The sequence below is a fragment of the Coleofasciculus sp. genome (genome assembly GCF_046565525.1).
GTDB lineage: Bacteria > Cyanobacteriota > Cyanobacteriia > Cyanobacteriales > Coleofasciculaceae > Coleofasciculus.
The window spans coordinates 40,612-54,530 of sequence record NZ_JBKHUP010000054.1 but is presented as its reverse complement, the minus strand read 5'-3'; the positions used below and the strand labels follow the sequence as shown (position 1 = coordinate 54,530).

At 45.7% G+C, this 13,919-nt stretch carries 10 protein-coding genes; 7 read left to right on the top strand and 3 right to left on the bottom strand.

From position 1 onward, the window contains the following. A partial coding sequence (locus tag ACLGGO_RS19670; protein ID WP_446420576.1) for an OB-fold nucleic acid binding domain-containing protein occupies positions 1-421 on the bottom strand: 421 nt, incomplete at its 3' end. Positions 422-488: 67 nt separating this feature from the next. Between ACLGGO_RS19670 and ACLGGO_RS19665 the strand changes: the two genes are divergently transcribed. The 6 genes from ACLGGO_RS19665 to ACLGGO_RS19640 all read left to right on the top strand — a co-directional run bounded on the left by ACLGGO_RS19665 (position 489) and on the right by ACLGGO_RS19640 (position 9,580). After that, positions 489-683 carry a hypothetical protein gene (locus tag ACLGGO_RS19665; protein ID WP_446338476.1) on the top strand — a complete coding sequence of 65 codons (195 nt, stop codon included), beginning with the start codon at positions 489-491 and terminating at the stop codon, positions 681-683. A gap of 2 nt (positions 684-685) precedes the next feature. Continuing rightward, complete coding sequence (locus ACLGGO_RS19660; protein WP_446338475.1) at positions 686-1,066, top strand: hypothetical protein; 381 nt, start codon at positions 686-688, stop codon at positions 1,064-1,066. Positions 1,067-1,289: 223 nt separating this feature from the next. After that, a complete protein-coding gene (locus tag ACLGGO_RS19655; RefSeq protein WP_446420575.1) occupies positions 1,290-6,947 on the top strand; it encodes an eCIS core domain-containing protein in 5,658 nt (1,885 codons plus the stop codon). Positions 6,948-6,959: 12 nt separating this feature from the next. Further along, positions 6,960-7,484 carry a hypothetical protein gene (locus ACLGGO_RS19650; RefSeq protein WP_446420574.1) on the top strand — a complete coding sequence of 175 codons (525 nt, stop codon included), beginning with the start codon at positions 6,960-6,962 and terminating at the stop codon, positions 7,482-7,484. A 45-nt stretch (positions 7,485-7,529) separates the two neighbouring features. Further along, positions 7,530-8,453, top strand: a complete 924-nt coding sequence (locus ACLGGO_RS19645) for a hypothetical protein (protein WP_446420573.1) — start codon at positions 7,530-7,532, stop codon at positions 8,451-8,453. 2 nt (positions 8,454-8,455) lie between these two features. Continuing rightward, positions 8,456-9,580, top strand: a complete 1,125-nt coding sequence (locus ACLGGO_RS19640) for a YbjN domain-containing protein (protein ID WP_446420572.1) — start codon at positions 8,456-8,458, stop codon at positions 9,578-9,580. Between the two features lie 93 nt (positions 9,581-9,673). Here ACLGGO_RS19640 and ACLGGO_RS19635 read toward each other — a convergent pair whose 3' ends face one another. After that, positions 9,674-11,218 (bottom strand): phytoene desaturase family protein, encoded by a 1,545-nt coding sequence (locus ACLGGO_RS19635; protein WP_446420571.1) that lies wholly within the window; start codon positions 11,216-11,218, stop codon positions 9,674-9,676. A gap of 220 nt (positions 11,219-11,438) precedes the next feature. Between ACLGGO_RS19635 and ACLGGO_RS19630 the strand changes: the two genes are divergently transcribed. Further along, positions 11,439-11,999 (top strand): hypothetical protein, encoded by a 561-nt coding sequence (locus tag ACLGGO_RS19630; protein ID WP_446338469.1) that lies wholly within the window; start codon positions 11,439-11,441, stop codon positions 11,997-11,999. Positions 12,000-12,530: 531 nt separating this feature from the next. Here ACLGGO_RS19630 and ACLGGO_RS19625 read toward each other — a convergent pair. After that, positions 12,531-13,865, bottom strand: a complete 1,335-nt coding sequence (locus tag ACLGGO_RS19625; protein WP_446420570.1) for a hypothetical protein — start codon at positions 13,863-13,865, stop codon at positions 12,531-12,533. Positions 13,866-13,919 lie beyond the last annotated feature (54 nt).

Genomic DNA, 13,919 nt, shown 5'->3' with positions numbered 1-13,919 from the left:
AGAGTTCACCTTTATCTGTGCGCTTAATTGTCCCCTTTACGCCTAAAATGTCCCCAATGTCTGTGAATTGCTTGAGATTGTTGAAGGGATTTGGCAGATCAGTCATTGTTGCCGTAATCCGCTTTTTGTCTAGATAAAGTTGAATCGTTCCGGTTTCGTCTTGGAGATTGAAGAATGCCAACTTGCCAAAGACACGACGCGCTAGAATACGACCTGCGATCGCGACTTCAAAATCGACTTCTTCACCATTCCCCAGAGCCGCGAATTTCTCTTGCAGTTCAGTCGCGTGGTGAGTAGACTGCCAGTGATACGCATACGGCTCAATTCCCAACGCTTTAAGCTGTTGGACTTTTTCCAAACGGGTAGCACGAATTTCTTCCAGAGTGTTTTGGCGTTCGGGTGGGGACTGCTCAGGGGACATAGTAGGGAACTGCTCGATGCTAATCTTGTATGATCTCGGAAATCTATCTTAACATTGGACACAACAGATGACCGGAGCCTCACGCGATCGCAGCGAACAACCTGATTCTCGCCATGCTGTAACCAAACGCGGCAAATGTTACAAGATGGAAAAGAAATACGGCTGGACGTTGCTGCGAATCGAACGGACTGGAGATAATACACTCAAATATGATTGTGTGTTTGAGCGCAAAACGGAATTTCCTAATTACCTGGAGGATTAACCATGGGCAGAAAATACATCATCTTTCGTGCTGACTGGAGTGAGGAAGAAGGCGCTGAAAACCGGATACTTGCCCATACGGGAGCCATCACAGATATCCTAGCCGAACACTTTGACTCTTCGAGTAAACCGATTCCTGAACCAGGTTATCGCCTGAGGGAATACCACCGGATTGACAAGTTCGCCCAAAAACAATTCCCAGATGCTAGCACCCACAGCCGCATCGGAGATTGGGAAGTAACCAAGGTTGAAGAGTACAAGACAAAATCCCCCAGCAGTGATTTTGATGCAATTGTCGTCTGTTATTGCCAATACTCTCCCATCAGTACGGCGTTAGAACCATTGCCAAATATTCAAGGTTCCCAGAAATTGCAGGAAGTTTAGTAAGGGTGATTCTATCGCCAAACCAACCATAACTTGTTGAAGTTACTGTTTTTACTGCGTTTTTTATAGTTATGGTAGATGTGTACTAATTCCAGTTAGTTTAACAAAACTTATTCAGTTGAAAGTATAAATTTGATCACAATTGAGTTTATTTTCAGCCGTAAGCGGATAGAATAAGGGAATATCTGAAGCAGAATTACCGCCATCGTTGGGGCAGTTGGCAATGTCTTCTCACGAACACCTCTGGAAAAAAGGCTTCATTAAGCCCAATTCGACACCTGTGCCGAATCCTTTCAAGACACAGAGGCGTCGTGTCAAAGCATTACCACCACCTTTATCGCAAAAGGAAACACTACAGCTCAAACGACAAGCTGATCAAATCTCCCAGTTAGGTTACAACTCCCACAACATTCCGATTACAGCTCAAAACCCCACAACCGTCGCCAATCCGAGTTCGTCAAAATCCGGTGAGGTTGCGAATCAACCGACAACGCCAGCCGCCGATGCTGTAGACATTCAGACGGATGCGTTAGATGAGCAAGATCAAGAAGAGACGAAAGAGCGCGAAGAGATTTCTTTAGCAGCCGCCTCCGATGATTCCGCCTCAGATGATACTAGAGAGCGTCAGGAAATATCCGATAGTGAAGCCGAGGGAATCGCCGAACCCCAGGTAAACAGCGTAGAGAATCCAGAAGAAGACACTGAAATCCAAGCGAAAGCGCAACAACCAACTCGTAATTTCCTAGAACTCCCCATCAACGCTCCGGGTACATCGCCATCTTCTATACAAAGACAAGTTAACTTCAGGGGATTAGGCAATTCGATTCAACAACAGTCAGTTGAAACTGAGGAAAAAATAGAGCCAGAAGCTGAGGAAGAGTTACAGGAATCGGATGAAACTATCCAGCGACAGGAAATACCAAACGCTGAAGAAGATAAGATATCATCAACTGAACCTCCAACCATTCAACGTCAATCTGACACACCAGCTCAAGAGACAGAAAAATCAAAAGATAATCACAATTTCCTCGAAATTCCGGTAAACGTTCCAGATACACCGTCATCCTCAATCCCCAGACAGGTGAATCTGGGCAAGTTCACCAATTCCTATTCTCAGCAAATTAAACCCGCCTCTCACCCCCGATTAAATCAACTCAATGCTTTTAAAACTGGCGAATTCGTTCAGCCGCAGCGGATTCAGTCGCCTGTTAAACCAGTCAATCCTATATTGAATCAGCGACAAACTCAAACAAATACAGAAACGGTTCAGAAAAAAGGTACACTGCCGCAATCCTCTGACACCAGTGAAGTCGAGGCTGCACCAAATATAGAGCAGGATATTGAACAGCAACGGGGAAGCGGACAGCCAATTTCCAATAAAATACGCCAGCCAATGGAGCAGGCATTCGGCGCAGATTTTAGTCAAGTTCAGGTTCACACCGATAGTAAGTCGAACAAACTGAATCAGTCAATCCAAGCCAAGGCATTTACCACAGGTACGGATATCTTCTTTAAACAGGGAGAATATCAACCGGATAATCAGCCAGGACAGGAATTATTGGCACATGAATTAACTCATGTTGTTCAGCAAAATGGTAGTAAACTTCAGGCGAAAACCGATAGCCAAGTCGGGACAAAGGGAAATAAGCTACAGACAAAAGAACGCCTGGTATCCGGTTTTCCAGCACAACTGAAAATCCAACGAAAAGAAAATCTCCAAGAACAAACAGTAAAAGAGAATAAGCCCCAACCCGTACAACCCACTCCCGCACCAGCGCCAGCATCCGGTGGTAACGCGGCTCCAGCCACTCCCCTAGTCAATGAAGGTGGGGGTGCAGCAGCCGCCCCAGAGATGGTAGAAAGTGGGGGTGCCGCAGCAGCACCTGAAATGGCAGCAGGTGGCAGTACAGCCGCAACACAGGCAGGCACTCAGCCAGCCGCTTCTGGCGGTGCAGCACCGGGGGCTGGTGGCGGAGCAACATCTCCCGCTTCCCCAGAAGCAGATCCCGGATTCCAAGCCGTGGTGAGTCAGGTGGAGGGGGTTGCCGAACAAGAGCGACAACATGATCCAGCCGAATCCGAGTCTCAGGAAGCCCAAGATGCAGCGCAATCACCCGATAATGAGGTAGAGAGCCAAGCTCAAGACGCCCAGGTTCAGCAAATGGAGCAGCAGGAGCCAGGAACCTTCAATGCAGAAGCGTTCAAGGCGGCGTTGCTGGAACGAATTGCCGCGATTACTCCCACCAATCAAGAAGAAGCCGAACAATTCCAAAACAATAATCAAATCGATTCAGTTAGGCAAGAGGTATCCTCACAAGTTACCCAGGAACAGGAACAAGCCGCAGGAGGTATTCAAGAGACAGTCGAGGCAGAACCGGATACCAGTAGTATTGACGCAAGAGAAGCGACACCGCTAGAGCAGCCAGAGGCGGGAGAGCCAACCGATGTCGATGCCGAGGGAGCTGTTCCCCAACCGAGGAGTGAGGCTGAGGTATCCGCACCGCTACAGGCAAATAGCCAAGAACTCGACCAGCAGATGGCGGCAGAAAATGTCACCGAGGAACAACTGGCGAATTCTAATGAACCCGAATTTATTGCCGCCTTAGATGCCAAGAGACAAGCACAGGATCATGCGGCGACAGCACCCACCGCCTATCGCGCCGAGGAGCAGGGGATATTAACTCAGGGGCAAACTGAGGCTCAAACCATGGCTCAAACCCAATTAGGGGAAATGCATGGTCAGCGGGATCAACAGTTAAATGAGGTGATGGGGCTTCAAAGTGACACCCAAAGCCGAGACGAACAGGAACGGACTAGGGTTGCTAATGAAATTAATGGCATTTATGAGCAAACAAAGACAGATGTTGAAACGATACTCAGTGATTTAGATACAGAAGTCACTAATAAATTTGACGCTGGTGCTGCAACAGCAAAGCAGAAGTTTGAGGCTTACGTCGGTGAAAAAGTGGACGCCTACAAACAGGAACGTTACGGTGAATGGTGGGATGTTACAGGCTGGGATGAACGGGCGAGTGATGCGGTATTTGGCTTACCGCCAGAGGTGAATCAATTCTTTGTGGATGGACGGCAATTATATATCGATGAGATGGATATCGCGCTCACCGATATTGCTAATTATGTTGCTGAAAAGCTCAATGAGGCAAAAGAACGAATTAATCAAGGGAAGCAGGATATTCAGGATTATGTGGCTGGGTTGCCAGACAATCTCCGACAGGTTGGAGAAGACGCAGCACAAAATATTCAGAGCCAATTTGATCAGTTAGAGGAGAGTGTTAATAATAAGCAAAATGAGTTAATTGATTCATTGGCACAGCAGTACAGCACGAGTCTGCAAGAGGTTGACGCTCGCATTGAGGAGATGCAAGCGGAAAATCGGGGTTTAGTCAGCCAATTCACGGATATGATGGGTGGGGTTTTCAACACGATGGGGCAAATCCGCTCCATGCTCGAAGGCGTGTTGGCAGGTGCGGCGGGTGCTATTGGCGCGATTCTATCAGACCCGATTGGGTTCTTGGGTAATTTAATTAGTGGGGTGAAGCAGGGCTTAGATAAGTTTGTTGGTAATATTGCCACCCACTTGCAAGGCGGACTGGTTGCCTGGTTGACTGGAACGATGGGAGGCTTGGGGATTCAGATTCCCGATGATCTGTTCAGCTTAGAGGGTATTTTTAATTTAGTCGCGCAAATACTGGGTCTGACGTGGGATTATATCCGTTCCAAGGCAGTGAGGATGTTTGGAGATCCAGTCGTAGCGGCGATGGAACAAGGGTTAGAAATGTTCCAAGTCTTCCAGTCTCAAGGAGCGATCGCGTTATGGGAACAGGTTCAAGATCAGTTTACTGACTTGAAAGAGCAGGTGATTGACCAGATTAAGGATATGGTGATTACCCAAGTGATTCAGTCCGGTGTGAGCTGGATGCTGGGTCTGTTGACACCAGCCGGGGCGTTTGTCAAGGCGGCGCAGACGATTTATAACATTGTTATGTTCTTCGTCAACCGAGGTAGCCAGGTTGTCGAACTGGTGCAGGCGATAAGCGAATCGATTGGTGCGATCGCATCGGGTTCACTGGGTCAAGCGGCGAGTTTGATTGAGTCGGCGCTGGCTAAAGCCTTGCCTGTGGCGATTGGCTTCTTGGCTTCGTTGATTGGTGTCAGTGGATTGGCTCGGAAGGTACAGGATGTTGTTGAAGGGATTCGCAAGCGGATTGATGACGCGATCGAGTTTGTACTTAACAAAGCCAAGCAGATGGCGGCTAGTCTGTTAAGGCGACTGGGTATTGGCAGAGGTGAGGAAGATCAGCAGAATGCAGAACAGCAGGGTGACGGTCAACCTGGGGATGGTGAAGTTGGTAAAACGATAAATTTCAGGGCTGCTGATGAAAGTCATCGTCTGTGGATAAACACCCAAGGAACTTCAACCACAGTTATGGTTGCCAGTACCCCGACTCCAGTTGAGGCGAAGCTCAATGAGTGGCAAGGAAAGCTGGATTCTGTGCCAGAAGATAAGCGTCCACAGGCTCAATCGTTGCTGGGTACTGCCCGTCAGCATCTGGGTACAACTGAACAGAAAGCCCAAAATACTGCTAAAGAAATGGAGGAGGCGAAGCAAAACTCAGCGGATGAGGCAGCTATTAATGAGGCGGAACAGGCGGATAATCAGACGGAGGCGGCGCAAGAGACTCTAGCAGATGTACTCAAGCAGCTATGTGATTTGTTTGGTGATACTCTCGATGGCGTTAATCTAGTCGAACGTTTCTCCAGCCAGCTACAAGCAGCCGCTCCTCAAGCTAAGGCAGGCTTGCAGGCTGGACTAGAGCAACTGCAAGAAACGGGAGGAAACTATGCAGATTGGAATGCCGTTAAGAACACTCTTATCACATCGGGAGCTTCTAATAAGGCAGGCAAGATGCTACAGAGTCCGCTGAATTTAGACCATGATTACGGTACCTACGGGCATAACAATATGGCTGTTCCAGCACTTGGACTAGCGGTTGAAGAAGTGGAAAACCAGGGTAAGCCAGTGCCAGAGAAAGCGAAAAACAATCCCGGTGGGTATGTGAGCGATCATAAAGGTTCCTTACACAACCACCAAGGGAGTTTTCCAGAATCGAAAGCTCGTCTCCAAGAACACATCTTCGACGCGGGCAGACGGAACCAAGCTGAAGATATTCTCATAGATGAGTTCTTGGATAATCTACTCAGCGACAAAGAATCTACCCACAATCTGTATGAGCCGAAAAACTTAACTAGGTATGACGTAGGAGATGATGGCTCAACGGCGATCGAGTATGATACCCATGGTGGCGCTCATTTCCGGGTAGAGCTTGATCCAAACGCTATGGTCAAGTCTGTTCAGGGCACAAGTCTCAAACTAAAGGCTGATGCTGGAGTAACAGGGCGGGGTTATACTGGCAGGTCACCTGGATACGAAAGAAATGAGGATCTTAATGCCAGTCACTTGATTGCTGACCAGTTTTTGGGTTCAGGATATAAGAATAGTGCCAACCTGATCACCACGAGTGCCCACTATAACCAGGTGGTTATGAAAAGAGCAGAAGACCAGATTATACGGTTTGTCCAGAGAAACAAGGCTGTTGAGTTTAATATGGAGGTCAATGTTACTTGGGGTGAATTAAACTCTCCGGAGGTTATAGAGGAAATTCTTCAGGAACTACCCGAAGAGGGTAAGGATGAAGTCAGGAATGAAGTACAAGCTTTTGTGAACCGAGTGCAGCCTAGCTTTAAGCGTTGTATGAATGTTAATTACTACGTTACTGTTACTAATGAACAGACAGGGAAAGAAGTAGCATTTGACCGTGACATTGGACCAGATGCTTGGCTCGGTCTTGCTCGTCGATAGGTAGGTTGAATTATGGAAACTATAGATCAAGCAGTTGCGTTTATACGTACTTATATTGAGAAGGAGTATGACACGGAAGTTGCACATTACACCGAACGGGACGACAGTGTATTCAAGGCAAAGCTAACTGAACTTAACAAGATGTATGCTGCTGGCTTAACTTCGGAAATCTATCGACCTAAAGGTGTTCCGGAATCTCGGTTCAAGCGCTGGCAAAAGCAGTTAGAGCAAACGCAAAAGCGGGTATTATTTCAGGTAAAGAAATACAATCATCCAGACCACGAGAGTCTATACCGTTTCTATCTCAGCAGTACTCAGTTAGGCGACGATACCTACTTCACCTGTTTCTATCTTGCCAACACAGAAAATGGGTTGAAAATCGTATCCCAGTATAATGTCTCCAGCGATCAAGGTAACGGCATCAGTTGGAATTGGCGAGGTGGTCTCAAATTGGATAAGTTAGGCGAACTCGTTGAAGTTCGCCAATTTCAGACACCCACAGACCCAGAGCATCTGAAGGAATATGAGGCTGAGTAGGCAGAATTAACTTCTTACTTTTATTCCTTCCAAGGAGATGAAATTATGTCAAATGAGTTCCACCAAACCGATGAACGACTAGCTCAACTTCAAATGATTCTGAACCAGGAACCCAGCGACAAAACTTGGAATGAGCTGTGTGAGTTCTTGGATAGTTGGTCTGAAAATGAGGGGCTAGCTGAAGCACTTGACTATACCGAGCAACAGTTGACGAACTGGCTTGATTTTTACCGCAAAGCACCCTGGTCTTGGCGAAAAAACATTCTTAAGCAGGCTAATCCCCGCTTGAGGATTGTGCGAGAATTGAGCTTGTTTGCTCGTAAGATTGGTGATGAGGGAGTATCAGAACTTGCCCAATTGCCTTACCTGAAAAGTCTGACCATACTCTCTCTGGGGGATAACGAAATTAGTGATGTTGGTGCGATCGCACTAGCACAATCCCCTTACCTGACTAACCTGACAAAACTGGAATTGCCTGACAACCAAATTGGTGTAAAAGGAATACAGGCACTGGCTCAATCAACTAACTTCTCCAAGCTTGCCAAACTAAATCTGTATAACAACAAGGTGGGTGATGAAGGGATAATAGCACTGGCGCAATCACCTTACTTAACCACTCTTACCTACCTGGAGTTATTTGATAACGCAATTACGACGACAGGTGTAACCGCATTAGCCCAATCTCCAAATCTCTCAAAATTGACTATGTTGGATCTATCCAAAAACTTAATTGGAGATGAGGGTGCTGTGGCGCTTGCTCAGTCTACCCACCTTGTCAGTTTGGAAGGACTTTATTTAGCTTTTGCACAGATTGGGGATGAGGGTGTGGTAGCTCTTGCACAATCCACTCATCTCTCAAAACTTGTCGAGTTAGATTTACAAGGTAATATCTTTGGTCGTGAAGGTAACGTCGCTTTGAGAAATGCGGGTTTTAGCCTAGACAATCAAATATGGTGTCGCCCCGACTAAACATGACTATTAAGACTGGAACTTGTCACCTAAATAGGGAGTTAATCCTACGCGATCGCACCACTACCCCCCTACCCATCCACGCAATAACCCTAGCCCTAACCACCCAAGACGACGAACTCATTGAATGTCGTCTTACTTTCCAAGTCAACCCCGCACTCTACCAGCGCATCGACACCCAAGCTTTATTCAACCTTAAACCAGAAATACGGGGTAATTTCTCCTTGGGTAAATTCCTCCCTGAACCCGACATCACCATCGAAACCAGTCTAAAACCCGACTTACTTCAACACCTAACAGAATACGCCACCGATGCGAACCAAGCTACAACCTATCTCCTAAATCTCAGCAAAGAACAATCTAATCACCCGCTACTTTTCACGGAAACTTGGTTAGGCTTATCTGTCAAACAGCAACAGGAATTAGGCGAAATAGGTTACAGTACAATCTGGGCTTATATTAATCCTTCCACACTGGCTTCTGGTGCAACATCTAGTGAAGAAATGAATCAAGCCGTTGCTAACTTCTTCAAAGAATGGACTGAAACTAACTTATCTGCAGTCACTCAAAAAGCAACATCTCAGATGCTTGATGGAATGCTCAATTTCTTCAAAGAATTAGCTGATGTCAGCCTGGATGCCCTAGAAAAGCAAGTACCGAGCACCATCGCCGAACCTGAATCATCCAGTGTCTCAATTTTTGCGGAAATGGTCAATTTCTTCAAACAAGATGACTGGTCTTTTTACCAAATAAAAGGACAACCTGTATTACAAATGGGATTTCAGGGTAAAAATGGTCAATGGACTTGCTACGCTAGAGCCAGAGAAAACGAACAGCAATTCGTTTTTTACTCAATTTGCCCAGTTACAGTACCAAAATCAAAGCGTCGAGCGTTAGCCGAATTCATCGCTAGAGCCAATTATGGCATGATTATCGGCAATTTTGAGTTAGACTTTGCTGAGGGAGAAATTGCCTACAAAACCAGCATTGATGTTGAAGGGTCAACTCTCACGTTTACTCAAATGAAGCGCTTAGTTGACACCAACGTGGCAATGATGGATCAATATCTACCGGGAATCAAGTCTGTGATTCAGGGAGATGCATCACCAGAAGAGGCGATTCGCTAACGCGATAGCTTCGCTTCACGCCCAAATCGAAAAGCCGTAATCCGCGATCGCTGATTCACTGATTATGACAGGTTTTGCCGAACTTCCCTTGTATCATCCAACACAACCAATCTCCCTCAACATATCTAAATGCTTCTGTACAGGTGCAAGGGTATTCGCCGCAATCATCCCACTCGCAGCCACCGCCGGTAAACCAATTCCAGGAAAGGTGGAATCGCCACAGCAGTATAATCCCCCTAGAGGTGTACCAACTCCAGGAAAGAAACCCACCCCCGCTTGAATCGCTGGTCCATAGGAACCCCGATAACGTCGCAAAAAACGTTCATGGGTTAACGGTGTACCAACTAACGTCACATCACACCGCGATCGCACGTCGGGTATAATTCGCTCTAAGGCTTGCCACATCACTTGCGATCGCACCTGCTTTTGCTGTAAATAAGTATCACTATGGCGATCAAGTCCCTGCCAAAGTTCGTAAGGTTCATTCCCCGGTGTATACACATGAATCAGATGCTTTCCCGGTGGCGCCAGGGAAGGGTCAAGAATCGAAGGAATTGAGATCAACACCACATTTTGCGGCGCACTCACCCCTTTATCCCAATCGTTGACCACAATATGGTGACAGGCTAAATCTGAAGGTAATCCTTCGGCGTCAATCCCCAGATGCAGATGCATGAAACTCTCACAAGTGGGTGTCGCTTGTCGAGACATACGAAACGCTTTAGGAACTGCATCGTCGGGTATCAGTTTCAGCGTATCCCAAACCGAGGCATTGGACACAACCCCCTGACGCGCCCGGATTTCCTCACCCCCGCGCAATCGCACACCAACCGCCCGATTATTTTCCACCAAAACTTGTTCAACATGAGCATTTAGCCTCAGTTGACCCCCGTGTTTTTTCAGCCCCCGTATCAAGGCTTCCACGAGTGCGCCACTTCCCCCCACAGGATAATCTAAGACAACACCCGGTTGATACCAGTCAGCAAACATAAACGCCATCTCGGCTGCACTTGTTCCATTCGCCGGAAGTCCAGATAGCAGGAAACAGAGTAGATTTAACCAGTTGCGTAAGAAGGGGTCAAACACCACATCATCCATAATCTGGCTAAAGGGTCCCGTCAGCTTCATGACCGCAAGCCCATGTTGCCACATCGATGGCGCAAATCGCCCCACCGTCAACGCGACCCCCAAATCCCAGCGTACCGCCGCCGGGGGAATTGCGATCGCAGCTTGTCCCAACGGTGCCATTACCCGTTGTAATGAACGCCATTCAGCCACCGCCTGATTCCCGCGCAGCTTGGCGAGTACGTCACTAAATTGCAACGCCCCAACCGAAGTATCAAAATCCCCCTCTGGTAAACAGCATCCCCAGGTATCATAAGTCAGACAGGGAAGTTCCTCACCAATCGCATCCAGAACTTGACGCAGGGGGTTCGGGGAAGGACTGTAGGATAAGCCAGAGTATAGCGAAGGACCCGAATCAAAGGTATAACCATTGCGGATAAAACTGTGTGCAGCCCCACCAGGAATCGAGTGGCTTTCACAGACTGTTACATCAAAGCCATAGCGGGAAAGCATTGCGGCGCAACTTAGACCGCCGATACCACTACCAACAACAATAATATCTGGAAAACTCATTGTATATTGTGTTCACAAACTAATTGAGGGACTGGATACATAGGAGCAAAAGGTTCGTTTGTAAATATAATTAGGTATCTACGTGCTGAAAATCACGATTCACCTAATCCTTAAGTGATTATACCCAAACCAGATGTTTATATTTAAATTAAACTAGATTTTCAGGATATATCCTGAAGATTTGGTGGGTTTTTATCCTGTTTAATTTTCGGTATGATGTATGCTACATAAAGTAATTTTTATTCGATTAAACTTATTAAATTTTATATCGTTCTCTCTGATTAGCTTAGTAACTTTTTGGCAAGCTTCAGTTTTAGCATTTCCACTTGAGGAAATAGACGATATTCTAGAGACTATAAATGATGGAATTGAGCAAATTAATCGCACCGGGGAAACGATAGAGCAAATAACAGATTTTTTGGGGATTGATGGAGACGATGATGAAGATGATGATGAAGACGATGATCCTGAGTCAAAGACCGAAAAAGTCTTTAGACTATATGCAACGTGGTATAAAGGCTTATCTCCATCAGAACAACAACTTGTTTCCTGGCTGACCTTAGAATATGCCAAGAATCAAGACGTTACTTTCAACACAATTGCTTCCCGTGAAGGGTTTTCAAAAAAAACGCTTCAAGAACAAGCGAAAATTGGTCACATTTACTATAAGTTTGATGCCATTTATAAGGCTGTAGAAGCAGAGAAAAGTATTTTTTTTACATTTGCTTTTTGTGTAAATAGTGGTTCCGATAGTTGCCCAGTCAATGAATTATTGTTTTGAAGTCTGTCAGAGTCCCCCTTTTTAAGGCTTACTTTTCACAGGATCTGGAAAACCTCTCTCCAAACCTCTCTCCTTCTCTTGAGAAAGCTTTGAATTCTCCCCCTGCTTCCCCTGCTTCCCCTGCTTCCCCTGCTTTCCCTGCTTCCCCTGCTCCCCCTGCTTCCCCTGCTTCCCCTGCTTCCTTCGATGGACAACCTTCCTTAACCGAGCAGTATTGCCTTCCCACCCCTCTCGTTCTCCCGTGGAATAAAAGGCTTCGTCCTCTGGCTTCCCCGTGCAAAAAAAGCTCCCGCATCCTTATGGCGTGAAAAGTCAGAATCTTTATCAATGGATAATTAATAATTGATAATTGACAATTGATTAATTGGATCTAAGACCTCTTCGTTTACGAAGAAATTAAAAAAGATTTTTCTTAATTTCAATCCTCTTCTTTTAAGGAGAGGTCATTATCCATTGTTCATTATCCATTGTCAATTTGTGAAATAAACTAGAAAAAATAACCCGACAATTTTTGTGTAAAGACGTAGCCTGCTACGTCTCTACAGGTTTATGAGGTGTAGCAAATCTTGTGGATACGATGTCAGATTGTATTTGTCGATAATTCAGTCCAATTAAGTTTTTAAAATAAATAGATGTTGGTTCTTTCAAGACAGACCTATAGTCTTTATGGAGTTGAGGAATAACAGAGGTACTATCGCTGAAAAACAGAGAATTTCCAAGTACGAATATAGACTTTTTATTAAGAGACTGAATTAAAGCCGATAAAGTTATCTTTTTTTGCTGATAAATTTGATTCAAAGCGGCTTGATCTTCCGCCAAAATTGCTTTAAATGCCATTAGCTCATCCTCGTTAAGCTGTTGAACGAATGCCATTAAATTCAACCATTTTTGAGGTAAGATTCGAGATAAATTACGTTCAAGTGTTGGCAAAGCCGTTTCAGTTGATGTTAAATTCTGCACCCGTAGGGTTTGCATTTGCTGTTGCAGAGCGGCATAATCGAATTCTAACTGATGTTTAAGCTGTTCTAATCGTGCCAAGTCTTGATTCAGTTGCTTTTGTTGATGATGCTTTTCTGTAAGTTGCTGCTGCATTTGATCCAGTTCCGATTTTAGCGGAGTTAAATTTTCCTGAACCCGTTGTTGCTGTATCCGTAAGGACAAAAATGCTTGATTCAGTTGCTCTAAACGCTGCTTTAATGCCTGAATCTGGGTATGTAAGTCGTAAGCTTCTCCACCTAAGTATTGCTTACGGCGTTCGAGTTCAGCTAAGTCTTGATGAAGATGTTCGTGTTGATGGAGTTTATCCGCAATTTCGGTTTGAAGCTGTTCGAGTTCAGAATGTAAGTGATTTAAGCGAGTTTCCGCTGGCTGAATTTGGGCAGTTTTTGCCCAGAGGGATTGATTGAGTTCACTTTGGTGTTTCTCTAGCTGCTGAATTTGCGATCGCAGGGTATCTATCTCCTCTAGGTGCTGCTGTTTGTGCTGTTGAACTTCACTGATTTCCTGGTACAAGGTATTTCGTTGATTATGCAATTCAGACACGCGACTCAGAAGCTGACTCCGTTCAGTTTGTAAAGCATTAATGCTGGCTTCGAGTTGGTGTTGTGTTTCCCTTCCCTGCATCAGTGATTCATACAGCAGGCTTTCTTCTTCCTCAAATTCTTGGATTTGATGGAGTAAAGCGTTTTTGCGCTGTTTTTCCCCTTGGAGGCGTCGCCGATCCGCTACAATAACGCCAGTATAACTTGCCACAACGGTAACGACTCCATTAACCAAGGCTTTGTTCGGGTTAATGAATAATCCCACACCCACGCTGACGGTAAAAGCAACTGTACCAAGAAGCATTTGATTAACAAGTTGGTTCATGGGTCATTTGTCATTCGTCATTCGTTATTTGTCATTCGTTATTTGTCATACTGG

Coding starts and splice junctions, on each gene's coding strand:
- ACLGGO_RS19650 (WP_446420574.1), top strand. CDS start 6,960: ATGGAAACTATAGATCAAGCAGTTGCGTTTATACGTACTTATATTGAG.
- ACLGGO_RS19635 (WP_446420571.1), bottom strand. CDS start 11,218: ATGAGTTTTCCAGATATTATTGTTGTTGGTAGTGGTATCGGCGGTCTA.
- ACLGGO_RS19640 (WP_446420572.1), top strand. CDS start 8,456: ATGACTATTAAGACTGGAACTTGTCACCTAAATAGGGAGTTAATCCTA.
- ACLGGO_RS19655 (WP_446420575.1), top strand. CDS start 1,290: ATGTCTTCTCACGAACACCTCTGGAAAAAAGGCTTCATTAAGCCCAAT.
- ACLGGO_RS19645 (WP_446420573.1), top strand. CDS start 7,530: ATGTCAAATGAGTTCCACCAAACCGATGAACGACTAGCTCAACTTCAA.
- ACLGGO_RS19625 (WP_446420570.1), bottom strand. CDS start 13,865: ATGAACCAACTTGTTAATCAAATGCTTCTTGGTACAGTTGCTTTTACC.
- ACLGGO_RS19630 (WP_446338469.1), top strand. CDS start 11,439: ATGCTACATAAAGTAATTTTTATTCGATTAAACTTATTAAATTTTATA.
- ACLGGO_RS19665 (WP_446338476.1), top strand. CDS start 489: ATGACCGGAGCCTCACGCGATCGCAGCGAACAACCTGATTCTCGCCAT.
- ACLGGO_RS19660 (WP_446338475.1), top strand. CDS start 686: ATGGGCAGAAAATACATCATCTTTCGTGCTGACTGGAGTGAGGAAGAA.